Here is a 17,102-nt window from a genome sequence, read left to right as displayed (position 1 = left end):
TTTCGCTACTTATCGTCAGGATACGAAATTTAGAGTTAATAAAGTATGGATTTTCAATAAGTGGAGAAAAAGTTAAGTATGCCTTTAAAATTCATAAAAACAAAATTTAATTCTTTTTTAAATAAAGGAAAATCAAAGCCAATTTTAATTTTCATCTCCTCTTACACAGATACGCCCGTATTATCAATGTTGGCTAATCAATTAATTGAAAAACAAGAAAATGTATTGTTTATCATGAGAAACCATGATGAACAATTATTAGCTAAAATCAAATTGTTTATACCGAATTTTACTAATAAATATCTTGTAATAGAACATGAGGCTAAAGAAATAAGCCCTATCAATGAGAATGAAATTCCTTTTGAAAGAATAGCGAAAAAATATGAAGATTTTGATCTTTGCCTTAATACGCTTAAAGCATTGTATATACTTCAATATACGGAGTTATTTATAGCACAACAACTTATTCTTAAAATTCAGCCAAAAATTCTTATTGTTCCTGAGGACGGAATATCTGCAAATTCCTGTTTAATCCACGCCGCTATTCAGTCAAAGATTCCAGTCTTAAATGTGCCTTATGGCTATGGAAGTCATTATGATCTTGAGAATGCCTTACATCAAAAGCAAATAAAAGGAGAGTTATATACTGCTGAAGAAGGCGCTGGAAAGGCAGTCAAAAAATATTACCCACATTGGGTAAAATCAGGTAAATTTGCTGGTGCTATACTGCTTAATCCACATTTTATTTTAGCTATGGAAGAATTAAAGTTAGCAATTCAAAATCCCTGGACTGTTCATGGCGGTGCTGCCACTAAAATAGCAGTAGAAAGTCAAATAATGCTTAAACATTATATAAATGAGGGCATTCCTTCACAGAAATTATCATTAACTGGTACTCCCTATTGTGATTATTTGAAAACAAGGATAGACGTCGACAAACGATACCAAGAAGTATTCCTAAGGTCTGAAAAAATTGCTAAAGATAAAACCTCAATCCTAATATGTTGGCCGCCGAGTTATCATGCTGAGCGCGCTGAACAGTGCCAATACGCGACTTATGAAGAATTAACAATTACGGTGATAAGTTACCTTGCTAAACTTAAAAACGTTACTGTAACGCTTACAATTCATCCGGCTGTTCAACCTGAGTTCGTCAAGCTGCTAAAAGAGTTTAATGTCAAGATAAGTACTGATTATATTCTTAGTGAACTGATTAAACATGATATATATGTTAGTTGTTTCTCCAGTACGATAAGATGGGCAATTGCAGCTGCTAAACCTGTTATTAATTATGATTTTTATCAATTTAATTTGCTGGATTACCAGGAAGCCCCAGGGGTGTTGAATGCTAAAAGCTTTGCTGAGTTTCAACAATTGGCCAACAAGCTTACAGCTGACGAAGACTATTACCAAAAAATTGCTTTATTACAAAAAAGGCATGCCGAAGATTGGGGGATACTTGATGGATTAAATTTTGAAAGAATTTATTCCCTAATAAAGCAATTATCTCATACCTAAATTCAGTTCAATAGGTGGCGAGCTTGATTTGTTGCATTACCAACAAGTAAATCCGCCATCCACAATGATATTTTGCCCTGTTACATAGGTTGAGGCATCTGACGCCAGGAAGAGCAGGGCGCCTAAAAGCTCCTCAAATTTGCCCATTCGCCCTAAAGGTACTTTGTGTGAATAGTTATTTACAAAGGTGTTGTTTTGACCACTTTCAATTCCGCCAGGTGTCAGTGTATTCACTCGAATGTTGTGTTTAGCCCAATAAGTTGCCAAATATTTTGTGAGACTTAAAACTGCGCCTTTAGAAGCAGAATAAACAGCTGGTGTGTTAATTTCGACTCCTAAAAACTCTGACCCTTTGTATATTCTTTGGTCTGGTGCAACTACACCATAAATAGAGCTTGTTTGAATAATACTGCCACCTTTGTTTTGTCTCACCATCTCTTTACCAACGGCTTGAGCAACCAAAAACATTCCATCAAGATTAACGGACATGACTTTTTGCCAGGTATCAAGTTCATATTCTTCGAAAGGGGCAAAAAATTTTTTTAAATCACTGGTTTTTGTGGCGGCATTGTTTAGTAAGATATCAATGGAATCAAAGCGAGCTTTAACAATTTGAACCATATGCTCAATATTAACTTTGTCAGTTACATCACAACGCAAAGGCAACAGTTCCGCCTTGGGATTTTCTTCAAGGATAGTTTGACAAATTTGTTCGGCACGCTCATAAGAAAGATCGAGGAGGGCTACACGGCAGCCTGCTTTAGCCAGCGCACGACAAAATCCTTGTCCTAAAATTCCCGCACCACCAGTGACGATTGCGGTTTTATTAGTCAGTTCAAACAAATGACTCTCCTTGTTTAAAGACAATTGTTTCCATTGCTTTAAGTGTTTTTGCCTGATTAATTAATTTCATACTATTGATAACCTCATCGGGCTGAATCATAGGCATTTTTTGCTTTACCATCGCAAACATGTTTTGTAATGTGCGTTTAAATGCTGAGAAATTATCATGTAAGTCGTAATGAAAATGATTTTTAGTCCCATAGAAAGAAAGATGCAATGTTTTGCCTACAGCACCCAGGCAAGATAAATTAAAGATTACATTGTTTTCAAGCGTTAGTGTATATGCTTCAAAAGGGGTAGACATACGCATTATGGAATTAATTTTTCCAAGTCCAAGACCATGGATAGCATCAATCAAATGAATGCCATATTTTTCTAAATCATTCAGAATTACCCCTTCAATTAACTTAAGCTCGCCAAGCTCTGAAGGGTCATTTCTTAGTGTGTCAAGCTCTCTGGCATACCTCATTCCAGAGGTGCTCATAAGTAAACCACTATGCAAATATTTTGCGAAATAATCTAATTCACTATTTTCTAAAGTGAGGGGTTTATCTATAAATACAGGGGTCCCATGCTCTAGAAATGGCCTTGCTATTGGATAATGTGTGTGATAGTCATCTCTTGCAATGAAAACAACGTCTACCTTGCCCAACATATCGGTATAATTTTCTACTGCGTGAGGAATTTTGCTAGCCTCACACAGTTTCTTAGTGAGTGATGGGTCTTGTGTCCATGCATGAGTGACTTCGACATCATTGAAATCAAAAGCTTCTTTTGGTTGCTTTTCAAGATAATTAAGAATGACATGCCATCCGGCGGACATGAATGCATCTGGTTCATAGCCATTAATAATTGCTGAAAAAGAAAAGGGGTGCCCATTTCCCTCGCTATATCCCAGCATGCCAACTTTCATTACCATATACCCCAGCCTCCATCCACACAGATATTTTGACCAGTAATATAGGAGCCTGCATCTGAGCAAAGAAGAGCTGCGGCCCCTTTTAATTCAAAGGGTTTCCCAATTCTATTTAAAGGATTTTTACTGCAGAGGCGTTGAATGAAATCAGGGTTTTCCTTTTGTGTACTTTCAAAAGGAAAGGGACCAGGGCTGATGGCATTCACTCTTATGTTATCAGGTGAAAGAAAACTCGCCAGGTATTTGGTGAGTTGGAGCAAACCTGCTTTAGCAGCACCGTAACTGGGTGGATTTGCAAAACGCTCGCTATCATATAGACGATAGTCAGGTGCAACATGACCATACATCGAAGCAATGTTAAGGATATTTCCCTTGCGTTTTTTTAATAAGGGGTAACTTCGTTTTATGGTTCTGAAAACACCATTCAAACAAACTTCAATATCTAAATTCCAGTCTTCGTCGGAAATAGAATCGAAGGTATTTTTACGCCCTGACCAGCCACAGTTAACTAATATGTCCAAACCGGCAGGTACAAGCTCGTCAACCGAATGCAAACAACGATCAATTGATTTAGGCTCAGAGATGTCAATTTCTAAGGGAATAAAATGGCCCTGCGGATAAATATCTTTGAGAGATGAGGTAAATGCCTCGCATTTTTTTATATCACGACTAGCGATGACGAGGTTAGCATCAAGTTCAGCGAATGCGTGAGAAATTTCGCTGCCTAGTAAACCTGCGCCACCAATAACTAGAGCAGTTTTGTTTGTTAGTGAAAAGAGCTCAGATAACCTCGGTGCTGTTTCTGGTTTTGAATAAGACATTTGCAATCACCAAATCCCTTTTTGTATCGATATCAATGGCAGAATTCCTGTCAAGAATTTCCGCCCCCATTTTTCCAAAAAGCACATTAGGACCTTCTTTAGGAAAAGTTTTCAAATTAAAGGCATAAACAACGCCATTTAGTTGATATGCTTTAGGTAATTTTTGCCTGGACAACCAAGGGATTGCGTCTTTGATAAAGGGTTCTGGAGTCCCTTCTTCAATTGACCATGTCCGATGAGGATTAATATCCGCCTCGTGAAAAGTAGCAATAGAATCCAGATCTTCATTAACCAGTCGATTAAGACATCGCTGGATAATTTCGACAGTCCGGAAGGGCGATGTTGCTTCGAGCAGTATCATATAGTCTGGCATTTCATTCTGGCTTTCCAAGACCTCTCGACAATATCGAATTGCGTCTGCCACCAGCGCTGTATCGGTAGCAAGATGATCGGGGCGCTGCTGGATTATGGCACCATAACTCTCTGCTGCATTGGCAATATCTTGGCTATCAGTGGAAACAATCACCCTATCTATTTCTGGTACTTGGGTCGCTATCTCTATTGGCCAAGCTAGTAATGGTTTATCGCCCAGTAAAGCTAGATTTTTATTAATGATTGATTTACTGCCGCCACGCATGGGAATGAAAGCAAAAATTTTTTTATTGTTTATCACTTTGCATCCATTAAAGTGGATTATGAGGATTGGATTATAATGCTGGAAAATCACTAAAGCAAGGAATCAACTTGTTTTAAAATTGTTTTTTATTTTTACTGAAAAATCAATAAATTATATTTTTTATCACGCCTTTATGTGCTAAAAAAGCATAGCGAAATAACCCTTAATAGGTACTCTTTGTTTTTATTGTTGTAAGACTATTACCATTTAGCTAAATTTAAGAACACAGTTTGGAATTTATAAAAAGGCTTTGTTGGATTATTCAGCATAGCAGCCCAGCAGACGCGCTTTAAACTAGAGTATAGTTGCTCAGAATAATGTCTAATCTCGTATTTGATTATTTGTCTACCCGATTCAAACCGAATTTGTAGATTTTGTTCCTGGGCTTAATTGATAAGATAGCTTTCAAAGTTTTCTTAAGAAATAAAATACTCCCTAAAGCAAACAATCTCAAAATAATTCCTGTCCTAATTAAAAAAGTACTTAGTTGGTTTGAATTCGTTTTGAAAAATTTATCATGATAGCGCCACATTCCTCTTGCTTTATAGAGTAGTACTTTAAATGGGATCTGTTTGGCACTGAAACTTTTTATATGGGTTACTTTGGTGTCAGGAGTAAAAAGTAGTTTCCATTGGCTTTGGGTAAAACGATAAAACCAATCATAGTCCTCACAGTATAAAAAATAGTTTTCATCTAACAAACCTACTTCATCAAGGGCTTCTTTCCTGGCAAACATACAGGAGCCAGAAATAAGTTCTACTGTTATAGGCGTTTTAGGTAAGGGTTGATGCGATAGCAAATAGCCAGCAAATTTCGGGTTTTGCGGAAATAGTTTAGATAATTTGAATAATTGATTGATAATACGTTTAGGAGTTGGAGTTAGCCCTCTACAACCTGTTTGTTCCGACCCATCCACATTGGTTACCAAACATCCCGCCATCCCTGCATTAGGATAATTACGCATGAGTGTTAAAAAATGTTCTATGGTGTCTTTTTCTATAAAACAATCGGGATTAAGGTAAAAAACAAAAGGTGTTGTGATCAGGGGATATACAGCATTATTGGCTGTTGCAAAACCAAGGTTCGCAGCATTCCGATGTAGATGGATTGCTGGATGATTTTTATAGTTCTCCTGCAGAAGTTCCAGACTATTATCGCTAGAGGCATTATCAGAAATGAGAATATTAGCCTGCTCGGTACTTGCTAATATGTTGGCAACACAGCGAGTGAGCATTTCCCCTGAGTTATAATTGACGATAATCACTGTGACCTGATTTACCATGGCAACCCTTTTTCCAGAATTTTTAAAAGATTTTTTGTTGAAAGCGTTCTGGTGTTTTGAATAGCTCGTCTCTGCTTCAGTATCGCTTTTATGCTTTTCAAAGCATCCCTTTTAGATTTAAAGATGGTCGTAGCTTGCCCTCTCATTATAAACAAAAAAATTGTGGCAAAATTTAATAAGATATGCAGAGGTAGAGTCATGATGAGAAGGGGTAAGGGCATATTTTTAAAATAAGTCCAAACTAAATTTCTATGTCCATGATAAGTATAAAAGTCACTATGCCTTTCAGTCGTTGCAGAACCCGTATGCTCAGCAATGGATTCAGGAACATAGCAGCCTTTATAACCTAAAAGTCTTAAGCGAAATGCAAGATCAATGTCTTCATAATAGCAAAAATAATTTTCATCGAAACCTTGGACTGCCATGAAGGCATCACGGCGATAGACAGCAGCTGCAGCACAGGGAGAAAATATTTCCCTTATTTCATTCTCGTCATGTATCAATGGTTTTCGATGATTTTTTCGCCAGGCTTTTCCGCTAATGTGATAAACATCGCCTGTTCCATCGAGTAAATGAGGTTCTTTCTCACAGATTAACTTAGAGCCCATAAAGGCGTAATGAGGACAGCTCTCTATAACCTTAACTATCTCCATAAGCCAATCCTCATGGGGATAAGCATCTGGGTTTAGAAGTGCTATCCAATTTATTTGAGGGTCAAGAAACTCGATGGCCTTATTATTGCCGGCAGCAAAACCTAAATTAACTGGTGATATAATTACCTTTAAAGGTAGTCCCAAAGTTTTTATTTCTGCAGGTAAAGGTTCTTTGCTGCCATTATCAAATACAATAACTTGTTCCGGTTTGAAGTTTTGTTTTGCAAGTGCTCTCAATGCCTTCAAAAGATAGCATGAAGAATTGTAATTAATTATTACTACAGCAATTTTTATTTTATCACTAAATTGATAATGCATGGGTGCGATTCCAATCTTTGAGGGCTGCAATCATCCTTAAATAAAGATTATTACTTTCAATAAACCAATGCATTTTCTCTTTTGAGAAATAGTCTTCTATCATTTTTTGCGTTAATACATGCTTGACCGGCTTATTATAGATGTAAGGAATAGAAACAGAAGAGTAAGATACAGATAATATCTCACATCCTTGAATTAAACTTTCTGCAAGCTCTATTGGTAAATGATAATATTGACCATCGACTAAATGAACATCGTAGTTCCTCTTCAAAACTCGAACTATTTCTTGTAAAAAATTGGGGTTGTGGGCAGGGTGAGGTTTGATGATGATTCTGCTTTCTTCAGGTGTATGAGTACTTAAGATATCCTGGTAAAGAGCAATCTCATTTTCAAGCGTCGTTAATTTTGATTCTGTAAAGTTACTCGGCATTAAAAGAAAACAAGGTTTTTGACTCTGAAGAATTAATTCTTTCATGTGTACTTTAAAATCTGGTAAAGAGTCAGATAATTGTTTCACACAGTCTTGAAGCTCCTGCTGACTAACAATGGATAGTTCACACTGATTTAAAAAATCCTTTCCTGGATCACAAGGAATCGCCAAAATTGCTCGATTAGCTAGTAACTGATTTTTTTTGTTCGGATAAATAAATCGTCGTTTCAGACGAGCAAGTAAATTGGTTAATAAAATTTTATTGTTTATTCTAATGCTATACATCAGCTGCGTGAAATGGTGTTGACTATAAACTAGCCCAAGAGCATCTCCATAACAAATTCTATTTGCTTCAGGAAAGGCATGCATCAGAGTTTGGTTCCAAAAATCACTACTTATATCATGCGAAAAAAAAATTTCAGTAATAGGGTAGTCTTTTAATTTTTTGAGCAAAAATTTGGCGCGCAAAAGAACGGGCATATTATTGAGAAGTTTTAAATCTTTGAACAACGTATTGCCTACAATGAGGGTGCAGGAGGACTCGTTCCGTAATAAGGCTCTAATCTGATTAAGGGTAGTGTCGCTAAAATACAAATGAGGTTTGGTAAAAATCAGCACTCGCCTGCTAGAGATATTTTCTCTAGCATTAAAGTGCTTTAAAGCTGCAAGCGCAGGGATTAATTGATTAACATGATCAATACTTATCAATGAGTATGTTGTCATAGGTCCTATTTCAAAAGAAGATTTAACAAGCTAACTATCAATTTTAAGTAAATGGATAACTGACCTCACTGTGGAAACCGCATTCTGTTAAAAATGACTTTAGCGGATTTAGTAATTGTAAATGTATCTGCATTGAGGTTTCATAATCAGTTAATGAGCATTGGTTTTGTTCGAGCAAGGAATTTACTAATTCAGCTGTTAACGTACTTTGAAAGGGGATTGCTGCTTCTACCTCTTCCCATTTCCAATCATTGTTTAAGCTTGTTTGCCAGGCTTGCTGTTCCCATTCTCTTGAAATAATACGATATTTCTCATTGAAAATTTCAATTTGAATAGGTGCCATACCAGCTTTATCACTATGCAAAAAAGCGAGGCTACCATTTTCAAATCGTGCGATTAATGTTCCGGTAACTTCATAATAACCGGGTCTTTTGCTTTCGATAATTTGTTTATCCAAATAGCGAGTATCTAACTCAAATTTATTTATTCCGGTTATGTAAGCTAAATGATCTAAATAATGAATCGCATTTGTAATTAAGCCATACTGACTGCCAGTTACATGGTATTGAATAACTTGCTTATGAAATAAATTGGGGAGATTTTGATAATAGGGCATCATACGCATCGTGCAGTTAACCCAAGTTTTGGTTTGATGCTTTGAAAGTAATTGAGCGATATCGTAATAATCTTGTTCTTGAGTAAATAATAATTTCTCTAAAACCAAATGCTTAACAGAACTATGCTCATTGAGCAGTTTTTCGATAATCATTCGTCTACTTTGAGCTGTGCTCGCAACAATAGCAATATCAATTGCACCTTTTGTATTTAACTCTTGTTGGTAGTTGATTTGGTGTTTAGTATCTTTTATGGTTGCTTCAAATCGTGAACGCGCTGTCTCTAATGAACTTATGCTTGGATCAATAACTGTAATATCAAGTTCTTTATTAAGGAGATTAAGAGACTGTAAATGTCGACTGCCTAATTGACCAGCACCAATAATTATTATTTTTGTCATACGCTTGGAATATCAGAAAGTGTGAGGCGCATTTTATCCGAGCTTAATATTTAAATCTACTGCTGTATCATCGATTGCGAGGACTATTGTAAAACAGGTAGATACAAACTACACTGCCGGCTATTCTCCATGTCAGGGACTGATCAGAATGTTTTTTAATTCATATCTTTTTTTATTGTTCTTCCTTGAGCTAAATTATATATCTTTTGGTATGTTCCTAATTGTTTGCCTGACTCTTAGTTTGGCCGTACCGAATACCATCATGCTAATGAATTCAACTCAGACTTTTTTAGAATTAACCAAGGGCTCTTTATCTAGCCATCTCAAGTATGTCTACAACTCCTTAATTTTAAATTTTTAATTTAGTTGAAAACTGCAATATGTTTAAAAAGATATACAATAAATATTTGCTGGCAATTTTAGGTGGCTTAATACTTACGCATATCGGCTATAGTTATATTCTTGGATTGGTTACGTCTTATATTTATGATGGCTTTATGCCAAATATTCGCAATTACGAGGGTAAGGAAAGATATCGATTTTCAAGTGCCTATTTAACTGAAAAAATAAGAGGAAGTACTAAGCCTATATTACTAATTTTAGGCTCATCTTTCTCTTATGGATATGGATTGACCCTAGACAATAACTTTACAAACTATCTCAGAAAAAAAATGAAAAGTTATTCAATACTGAATGCCTCTATAATTGGTGATTCAGGAGATCTGATGCTTGCAAATCTTAAGTTTTTAAAGTCAAAAAAATTGTTTGTAGATACGTTGATTATTGAAGTCAATCTTTTCAATTTTACCTCTAGTAATTTTGTGATTACAAAATCAGAGATCCCCATAGCCGCCGATAACCCATTAACAATAGATTCCTTGATTACTTCTTTCTCCTCATTTTATTTATTCTACCCTCACGGTATGGATTCTATTCTTAATCTTGAGCTTGGCGACCGTTACGCTTTCGGCACACAAAGCGAGCATATATACCAGTTTCTCTCTTTACCGGAGAATTACGTCGAATCATATGAACAATTTAAGAAAAAATTTCCAATCTACACAAGTGAGCTCACTAGCATCCTATCCTTGGCATCGGATGTGGCAAAACATGTCTATTTCTTTGTTTCTCCAATTTATAAAGAGGGCATTCTTCAGAATGGATTTAAACTAGTGGATCTGGAAAAGCAAATTAATGATATTAACTTGATTTGTAAGCAATTTTCTAAAGCCCATTGCTTGAATTTGGGCATACAAGAAAATGAGAAAATTTTTTTGAATCTTTCACATTTTAATGAGGAGGGACATCGCTTTTTAGCTAATTGGATGTCTAAGCAATTAACTCCATAAGTTAAATCAAATAGCAGATTTTGCTAACTTTTATAATCCTGAGGAGTAATAAATATGATGTCATCTACTTAATAAGTAGCTTGTGATGGACATTAGAAGCAAGTATTCTACTTTACTTCGAATGTTAACTCTTAGAAATAAGCTAGGTTGTTGGATATGATAAATGTATCTTATCAAGGCAAATTTGGGAAATTCTATAAGTGAAGATCTTAGCAATTATACCAGCAAGAGCTGGGTCCAAACGATTACCAGGTAAAAATGTGAGATTACTTGACGGGAAACCATTAATTGCTTATACCATCATGGCTGCGCAGAAAGCTGCTTGCTGCAACCAAATCGTAGTCTCTACGGATTCCCAGGAAATAGCAGATATCTCTTTGCAATACGGTGCCAGCGTACCTTGGCTAAGACCAGAAAGTTTAGCTGAAGATTCATCCGATGTTATTTATGCAGTCATCGATATGCTGGAACGCTATCAGTCAATGAATATTAATTTTGATAGTGTATTGTTGCTTCAACCGACGTCCCCTTTTCGTAAACCAGATACAATAAAACAGGCTGTTGAAATGCATATTGCCTCTGGTTTAAGTGTTGTGTCGGTTAATTCCGTCGCGATGAAGCCATCTTGGTATAGAACTATTGATACGAATGGCAATTTAAGCCCAAGTGAACTATTCAATAATAGTTTAATTCCCGAGGAAACGTCTCCTCTATATAAACTAAACGGTTCAGTTTATATAGCAAGTACTGAGCAAATAATGACAAACAAGTCGTTTTATAGCTCGCCAACAAAGGCGCTTATTGTCGCTAAAACTAGCGAAGGAATAGATGTGGATACGGTCTTGGATTGGGCTTTGGTTGAGAAATTGGTTGAATTAAAAGAAGAAACTCTTCCATGATTCTCCAAGAGCGTGAATGTTTCATTAAAAAATTAAGCAGTTAATTTAATGTATTTAAAAAGACAGACATTTGATATAGCTGGCAAAATTTGAACTTGTGATTAAATAGTTAAAGTCATACAATACGCAAACTAATAAAGCAAAGAAGTACGTGGAAGTTTAAGGAAGGATTTTTTGCTTTTAAATAATGCTTTCCATTAGTTATAGCTTAAAGGTTATCAAAAACGGAGATAGGGTCATTCGTTATTGAATGGGTTTTTTGATGTAATTAAAGTTGTTCTAGGATGTTTATCATTATGAGTGAAGAGAAGTTGCTAAAGGAAACAGTAATTAAAGCCGGTGATATCCAACCTTTGAAAACTTACCTGAAGGATCTATGGCAGTATCGAATGCTTCTTTGGGTATTTACCGCAAGAGATATTAAAGTCCGATATTCACAAACTGTCTTAGGTTTTGGTTGGTTAATTTTGTCACCACTTATTACGGTTGGGGTATTTACCTTTGTTTTTGGCTTTATGATTAAGATCCCAACAGATGGATTGCCTTACCTATTATTTTATCTTGTAGCCATTATACCCTGGTATGGATTCATGGCTATGATTAACATGAGCATGGGAGCTGTAGAAGGAAATGCCGGCTTAGTCAATAAAATTTACTTCCCCAGATTATTGTTAAGTGGTACTTATACGCTATCTGCAGCGATTGATTATTTGATAGGGTTCGGATTAATAGTAATATGTGCCCTAATTTATGGCCTTTTTAATTATCATTTGTTTATCCTTTTTCCTCTTTTATTATTGATTCAATGCATGTATGCAATGGGTTTGGGATTGCTTCTTGCACCGTTTAGCGCGCGTTACCGCGATATTAGATTGTTTGTTCCACTAGCCTTGCAATTTTATTATTTTGCCAACCCGGTTTTATACCCTGTTTCTGCTTCTCCATCCTGGTTACGTTTATGGTATGAATTTAATCCCATGAGTATGATTATCTGTGCCTACCGTGATGCGTTGAAAGGAGGGTGGCCAAATCCAGAGCAGTTTGTTTTTGGATTTTCAGCTGCGATTTTGATATTTGTGATTGGATTTACTTTTTTCAGAAAACATGAACAATCTATAGTAGATGCATTATGAACTGGATATTAAAGGTTGAGAACTTAAGTAAGGTATATCGTTTAGGCGCTGGTGCAACTCATCATGGAACTATCTATGAACAGCTCTCAAAAAAAGTTAAAACGGTTTTTGGAAAGAGAAAAGATAATGTTCAAGTAGAAGAGGACATAACAAAGAAATCTGAAAAAGTTGTTGTCTCGGAAGCCCAAACTGAAGGACTTTCCCCTGGGTATTTTTGGGCGTTAAAAGACATCGATTTTGAGATAAAGCCTGGCGAAAGAATTGGTCTTATTGGTCAAAATGGTTCTGGTAAAAGCACATTATTAAAAATTTTATCAAGAATTACCGCGCCTACTTACGGTGAGTTTCGCTATAGAGGTCACTTAATTAGTCTACTGGAAGTCGGCACAGGTTTTCATCCAGAATTAACCGGACGAGAAAATGTTTATTTAAATGCTGCTATCAATGGATTGACGAGAAAACAGATTAATCAGCGTTTTAGCGATATTCTTGAGTTTTCTGAACTTGGCACTCAAATAGATACCCCTGTTAAGCGTTATTCATCAGGGATGTATATGCGTCTTGCTTTTTCTGTCGCGGCCTTCCTTGAATCAGAAATTTTACTGATCGATGAAGTTCTAGCTGTAGGAGACGCGGATTTTCAAAAGAAATGTAAAGAAAAAATGTTGGAAGTGGCTAACGATGGACGTTCAGTTATTTTTGTAAGCCATGACATGAAATCTATCGAATCCATTTGCAAGAAAACAATCGAAATATCCCATGGAAAAATCGCCACGATTAAAGATATCATTGTCACAAATGATTTAGAATCAAATGAAAGTAATCTGATTGATCTCGCCAATCAGGTTACAGAAGAGCCTATTCCTGTTCTTCCACCATCTGTTCATCCGGTTAATGTTATTGAAACGCAACCAAAATGTTCGCTTCGTGCGGAACAAAACTGGGAATTAGATTCAATACAAATTCCTAATGTTGTGAGGTTGTTGTCCTGTAGGTTAAAAGGTGAGGATGGAAAAATCCAGGAAAAATTTACGGTAAATGAAAATATTCATTTACAAATTAAGTTTGATGTATTAAGTCCGCATGCAAAATTTACTATTAGAATGGATTTAATGTCATCTAGTGGTCTAAGATTATTTTCTTGTATGGATAATGCCTGCTTCACCTCGAATAATGCTGAGCGCCAATCAGGTCTTTATCATGAGGAAGTAATTATCCCTAAAGAGCTTTTGAATGAAGGCCAGTTCAATATCTCAATTTACATTATAGAGACAGGTGCGGTCGAGCCTGGTATTGCCCAGATGGACTGCTTGACTATGAAGATTATTGAAGATCATTTACCTATTGGTGCTCGTTCAAATTGGGAGGGCTCCTGGCCTGAGGGTATGTTACGTCCTAAACTGGCTTGGAAAATTATCCCCCAAAATGGAATTGGAGATATCTTGAAAGAAGCAGAGCTTCTTAATGAAATTTCTAAATAATTGCTAATTATTGGATGACTCATTGCAGTTATGACTACACCAAAAAATACTTTACTATTTGTACATATCTCTACTCATTTTAAGGAAATAATACGAGTTGCCCGCTTAATGAAGGCGCATCATAGTTATGTACCTATTGTTTTTTTTGATGCGGAATATGAGGGCTCAAGAAAAGATATTGCCCTTTGTGAGGCAGAAGGAATTGATGTTATTCTTTTTTTTGAAAAAACCTATACGCCTCCCCAGCGAAAATTATGGTTGAGAATCCTTCGTTTTGGGATAAGAAAATGTTTGTTTTTCTTACAAATCTTTAAATATTTAAAGATGCCGTTTCCTTCATTAAAATTAAATAAGTTAAAGTTTAAGAGTAAAAAGAAATTCAAAGCAGAATTATTACCTCTGAAAAAAAGGAAAAAGTTTAGTGCGGATAGATTCCAACAGCCGAGTCTTAAAGCTAGTAACACATCAAAATATTTACTAGCATTCTATCGATTAATTTGGAAGAGGTTTCCCCAATTCTTGCCAGCTATTTCGCGAGCTGCCCGTGAGTATTGTGCGCAAATACCAGACCTTTTATTAAAGCATAATATAAAATTAATGGTATTTCCGGAGCATAATCTTTTTTATTTCACCCAAATTTTTGTCTATTTTGGTAGAAAATATAATATTCCTTCTATTATTGTACCATTTACAATTGCAAATACATTGGAGTGGGCGGAGGCTTTCTATGATGACCCCTCTCGCTCCCTGGAGCAGGTTTATAATCGAATTTGTGCCGACGCCTTTCCACATTGGGTTCATGTCTATAAAGGAAGGCCATTGATTTTGCCGGTAGAAATTGTGCTGCTTCATGAAATGTTAAAAATTACTCCTAAAAATCCTTGGCTGTTGAATAGTGGTGATATTGATTTTTTAGCGTTGGAAAGTGACGCTATGAAGGATTATTATGTCACGGCAGGCATTGAGGAAAAACATTTGCGCGCTACCGGAGCGCTCTGTAATGATGATCTTTACTTTAGATTACAACAGGCAGAAATCCATCGTAAGGCCTTGTATGAGTCACTTAATTTCACATCCGACAAGCCGATGATTTTGTGCGCCTTACCTCCTGATCAGTGTGCTAGCCGAAAAAAATTCATTGAATTTGAGGATTTTGAAGAAACCGTTCGATTTGTAATAAGTGAATTGTCAAAATATAGTGAACAATACAACATTGTTATTAACCTACATCCCAGAATTAAGCCCTCCAGCGTTGATTATATTAATGAGTATCCTGTAAAAATATTTTACGGAGATATCGCTGAAGTTATTCCTTTGAGTGCAATTTATATGGCGGTCAGTTCCGCTACCATCAGAATGGCTATTACCTGTGGTATTCCTGTAATTAATTATGATTTGTATCGTTATCGATACGATGATTACGCAAATTTAGATGGAGTTCTCACTCTATTTGATAAAAAGGAGTTTATTCTGACTCTTGAAAAATTAACGAAACAAAATAACTTTTATGAAAAGATCAAGTCAGCACAAATTGAAAAGAGTGGCTTGTGGGGAAAGTTAGATGGTCAGGCAGGAAAAAATTTATTGTCTGAAATCAACTTATTATATGCAGGTTAAAGCGGCTCATTTTTTGAGGGAACAATGAACATACTCGATACGAACATTGATGAGGTTAAAATTATTGAACCAACGATTCATGGTGACGAGAGGGGTTTTTTTTATGAATCTTTTCAAGATATTCGCTATCAAAACATGCTTGGGATTAAGGATAGTTTTGTGCAGGATAATCTGTCGCGTTCACGCAAAGGGGTACTGCGTGGATTGCATTTCCAAAGTCGCCATCCTCAAGGAAAATTAATTTCAGTACTGGCAGGTGAGGTTTTTGATGTTGCAGTGGATATTCGCTTAGGTTCACCTACTTATGGGCAGTGGGTGAGTGTGGTACTTTCTGCTGAAAATCGACGTCAATTGTGGATTCCTAAGGGGTTTGCTCATGGTTTTTATGTTTTAAGTCCCTCGGCAGATTTTTTCTACAAATGTACTGATTATTATTATCCTGAATTTGAGTTGGCAATCAATTATAACGATCCGGCCTTATCCATCACTTGGCCTTCTGAAAATGAAATTCAACTTTCTGCTAAGGATTTAGCTGCTAAAAATTTAAATGATATTGATCACCATCTATTACCCCAATATGATTGCAAAAAATTTGTAGAAAAAGAATTAATTTGATTGATGTTAAATGACTTACTCATTCATTATCTATAATTAGTTTTGCATCATTAAAAAATAACTTTAAAAGGACCTTTAATGCTTTTTCGTCAATTGTTTGATCGTGAATCGTGTACCTATACTTATCTTTTGGCTTCTGATAACAGCAAAGAAGCTGTCTTGATAGATCCTGTGAAGGAACATGTGAGTCATTACATACGATTAGTTGAACAACTTGAATTGAAATTGGTTGTCACTATGGACACACATATGCACGCCGATCATATTACGGGCACGGGAGAATTACAGCAATTAACCAATTGTCAGATTGGAATGGGAATGCAAACTCAGGCAGAATTTGTATCACTCAGATTTTCAGATAACGAAATAATTAATTTTGATGGCTTTAAACTGAAGACAATGTATACGCCTGGTCATACGAGTGATTCTTATTGTTTTTTAGTGGATGATAAAGTGTTTACTGGAGATACATTATTAATTCGTGGAACAGGCCGCACTGATTTTCAAGGAGGTTGTGCCAGGGCACAGTACGACAGTCTGAATCGGTTACTCGCTCTGCCTGAAAACACCTATGTATATCCAGCTCATGATTATAATGGAATGACAGTAAGCACTATTGGTGAGGAAAAACGCTTTAATCCAAGACTGCAAGTGAATTCTTGTGATGAATACGTTGCTATAATGGAAGGATTAAATTTACCTAAACCACAAAAAATGGCTATTGCTATTCCAGCTAATTTGCGAAATGGACTCACTAATTGATATGCAGAAGACAAATATTTTGTTTTTTTGCACTTAATTTTCTCCTGTGAA

General features: G+C 36.0%; 16 protein-coding genes. 8 read left to right on the top strand and 8 right to left on the bottom strand.

Annotated features, from left to right (window positions below; all coding sequences use genetic code 11):
- Positions 1 to 78: 78 nt before the first annotated feature.
- Positions 79 to 1,518 (top strand): hypothetical protein, encoded by a 1,440-nt coding sequence (locus PXX05_RS08135; protein ID WP_275087727.1) that lies wholly within the window; start codon positions 79 to 81, stop codon positions 1,516 to 1,518.
- Positions 1,519 to 1,554: 36 nt separating this feature from the next.
- Here PXX05_RS08135 and PXX05_RS08130 read toward each other — a convergent pair whose 3' ends face one another.
- The 8 genes from PXX05_RS08130 to PXX05_RS08095 all read right to left on the bottom strand — a co-directional run bounded on the left by PXX05_RS08130 (position 1,555) and on the right by PXX05_RS08095 (position 9,195).
- Positions 1,555 to 2,361: an SDR family oxidoreductase gene (locus PXX05_RS08130; protein ID WP_275087726.1), complete on the bottom strand. Its 807-nt coding sequence runs from the start codon at positions 2,359 to 2,361 to the stop codon at positions 1,555 to 1,557.
- Positions 2,354 to 3,280 carry a Gfo/Idh/MocA family oxidoreductase gene (locus PXX05_RS08125; RefSeq protein ID WP_275087725.1) on the bottom strand — a complete coding sequence of 309 codons (927 nt, stop codon included), beginning with the start codon at positions 3,278 to 3,280 and terminating at the stop codon, positions 2,354 to 2,356. The genes PXX05_RS08130 and PXX05_RS08125 overlap by 8 nt, the downstream gene beginning before the upstream one ends.
- Positions 3,274 to 4,098 (bottom strand): SDR family oxidoreductase, encoded by an 825-nt coding sequence (locus PXX05_RS08120; protein ID WP_275087724.1) that lies wholly within the window; start codon positions 4,096 to 4,098, stop codon positions 3,274 to 3,276. The genes PXX05_RS08125 and PXX05_RS08120 overlap by 7 nt, the downstream gene beginning before the upstream one ends.
- A complete protein-coding gene (locus tag PXX05_RS08115) occupies positions 4,058 to 4,771 on the bottom strand; it encodes an acylneuraminate cytidylyltransferase family protein (RefSeq protein ID WP_275087723.1) in 714 nt (237 codons plus the stop codon). Before PXX05_RS08115 ends, PXX05_RS08120 begins: the two co-directional genes overlap by 41 nt.
- A 340-nt stretch (positions 4,772 to 5,111) precedes the next feature.
- Positions 5,112 to 6,056 carry a glycosyltransferase family 2 protein gene (locus PXX05_RS08110; protein WP_275087722.1) on the bottom strand — a complete coding sequence of 315 codons (945 nt, stop codon included), beginning with the start codon at positions 6,054 to 6,056 and terminating at the stop codon, positions 5,112 to 5,114.
- Positions 6,050 to 7,027, bottom strand: a complete 978-nt coding sequence (locus tag PXX05_RS08105; protein ID WP_275087721.1) for a glycosyltransferase family 2 protein — start codon at positions 7,025 to 7,027, stop codon at positions 6,050 to 6,052. Before PXX05_RS08105 ends, PXX05_RS08110 begins: the two co-directional genes overlap by 7 nt.
- On the bottom strand, positions 7,011 to 8,180 hold the full coding sequence (locus tag PXX05_RS08100) for a polysialyltransferase family glycosyltransferase (protein WP_275087720.1): 1,170 nt from the start codon (positions 8,178 to 8,180) through the stop codon (positions 7,011 to 7,013). The genes PXX05_RS08105 and PXX05_RS08100 overlap by 17 nt, the downstream gene beginning before the upstream one ends.
- A 43-nt stretch (positions 8,181 to 8,223) precedes the next feature.
- On the bottom strand, positions 8,224 to 9,195 hold the full coding sequence (locus PXX05_RS08095) for a Gfo/Idh/MocA family oxidoreductase (RefSeq protein ID WP_275087719.1): 972 nt from the start codon (positions 9,193 to 9,195) through the stop codon (positions 8,224 to 8,226).
- Positions 9,196 to 9,575: 380 nt separating this feature from the next.
- Between PXX05_RS08095 and PXX05_RS08090 the strand changes: the two genes are divergently transcribed.
- The 7 genes from PXX05_RS08090 to PXX05_RS08060 all read left to right on the top strand — a co-directional run bounded on the left by PXX05_RS08090 (position 9,576) and on the right by PXX05_RS08060 (position 17,051).
- On the top strand, positions 9,576 to 10,544 hold the full coding sequence (locus PXX05_RS08090; protein ID WP_275087718.1) for an SGNH/GDSL hydrolase family protein: 969 nt from the start codon (positions 9,576 to 9,578) through the stop codon (positions 10,542 to 10,544).
- 200 nt (positions 10,545 to 10,744) lie between these two features.
- Complete coding sequence (locus PXX05_RS08085; protein ID WP_275087717.1) at positions 10,745 to 11,443, top strand: acylneuraminate cytidylyltransferase family protein; 699 nt, start codon at positions 10,745 to 10,747, stop codon at positions 11,441 to 11,443.
- Between the two features lie 296 nt (positions 11,444 to 11,739).
- On the top strand, positions 11,740 to 12,576 hold the full coding sequence (locus tag PXX05_RS08080) for an ABC transporter permease (RefSeq protein WP_275087716.1): 837 nt from the start codon (positions 11,740 to 11,742) through the stop codon (positions 12,574 to 12,576).
- Entirely contained in the window at positions 12,573 to 14,057 is a 1,485-nt protein-coding gene (locus PXX05_RS08075) for an ABC transporter ATP-binding protein (RefSeq protein WP_275087715.1), read from the top strand. The genes PXX05_RS08080 and PXX05_RS08075 overlap by 4 nt, the downstream gene beginning before the upstream one ends.
- A 30-nt stretch (positions 14,058 to 14,087) precedes the next feature.
- Positions 14,088 to 15,674, top strand: coding sequence for a hypothetical protein (locus PXX05_RS08070; protein WP_275087714.1), 1,587 nt, complete (start codon positions 14,088 to 14,090; stop codon positions 15,672 to 15,674).
- 24 nt (positions 15,675 to 15,698) lie between these two features.
- On the top strand, positions 15,699 to 16,289 hold the full coding sequence (rfbC, locus tag PXX05_RS08065) for a dTDP-4-dehydrorhamnose 3,5-epimerase (protein WP_275087713.1): 591 nt from the start codon (positions 15,699 to 15,701) through the stop codon (positions 16,287 to 16,289).
- A gap of 78 nt (positions 16,290 to 16,367) precedes the next feature.
- Entirely contained in the window at positions 16,368 to 17,051 is a 684-nt protein-coding gene (locus PXX05_RS08060; protein ID WP_275087712.1) for an MBL fold metallo-hydrolase, read from the top strand.
- Positions 17,052 to 17,102 lie beyond the last annotated feature (51 nt).

The organism is Legionella cardiaca, from assembly GCF_029026145.1.
Lineage (GTDB): Bacteria > Pseudomonadota > Gammaproteobacteria > Legionellales > Legionellaceae > Tatlockia > Tatlockia cardiaca.
This window is presented reverse-complemented; position numbering and strand designations above follow the sequence as displayed.

Bases quoted from the DNA above. Each gene is read 5' to 3' on its own strand.
- PXX05_RS08135 (WP_275087727.1), top strand. From the start codon at position 79: ATGCCTTTAAAATTCATAAAAACAAAATTTAATTCTTTTTTAAATAAA.
- PXX05_RS08125 (WP_275087725.1), bottom strand. From the start codon at position 3,280: ATGGTAATGAAAGTTGGCATGCTGGGATATAGCGAGGGAAATGGGCAC.
- PXX05_RS08120 (WP_275087724.1), bottom strand. From the start codon at position 4,098: ATGTCTTATTCAAAACCAGAAACAGCACCGAGGTTATCTGAGCTCTTT.
- PXX05_RS08110 (WP_275087722.1), bottom strand. From the start codon at position 6,056: ATGGTAAATCAGGTCACAGTGATTATCGTCAATTATAACTCAGGGGAA.
- PXX05_RS08105 (WP_275087721.1), bottom strand. From the start codon at position 7,027: ATGCATTATCAATTTAGTGATAAAATAAAAATTGCTGTAGTAATAATT.
- PXX05_RS08100 (WP_275087720.1), bottom strand. From the start codon at position 8,180: ATGACAACATACTCATTGATAAGTATTGATCATGTTAATCAATTAATC.
- PXX05_RS08095 (WP_275087719.1), bottom strand. From the start codon at position 9,195: ATGACAAAAATAATAATTATTGGTGCTGGTCAATTAGGCAGTCGACAT.
- PXX05_RS08090 (WP_275087718.1), top strand. From the start codon at position 9,576: ATGTTTAAAAAGATATACAATAAATATTTGCTGGCAATTTTAGGTGGC.
- PXX05_RS08080 (WP_275087716.1), top strand. From the start codon at position 11,740: ATGAGTGAAGAGAAGTTGCTAAAGGAAACAGTAATTAAAGCCGGTGAT.
- PXX05_RS08075 (WP_275087715.1), top strand. From the start codon at position 12,573: ATGAACTGGATATTAAAGGTTGAGAACTTAAGTAAGGTATATCGTTTA.
- PXX05_RS08070 (WP_275087714.1), top strand. From the start codon at position 14,088: ATGACTACACCAAAAAATACTTTACTATTTGTACATATCTCTACTCAT.
- rfbC (WP_275087713.1), top strand. From the start codon at position 15,699: ATGAACATACTCGATACGAACATTGATGAGGTTAAAATTATTGAACCA.
- PXX05_RS08060 (WP_275087712.1), top strand. From the start codon at position 16,368: ATGCTTTTTCGTCAATTGTTTGATCGTGAATCGTGTACCTATACTTAT.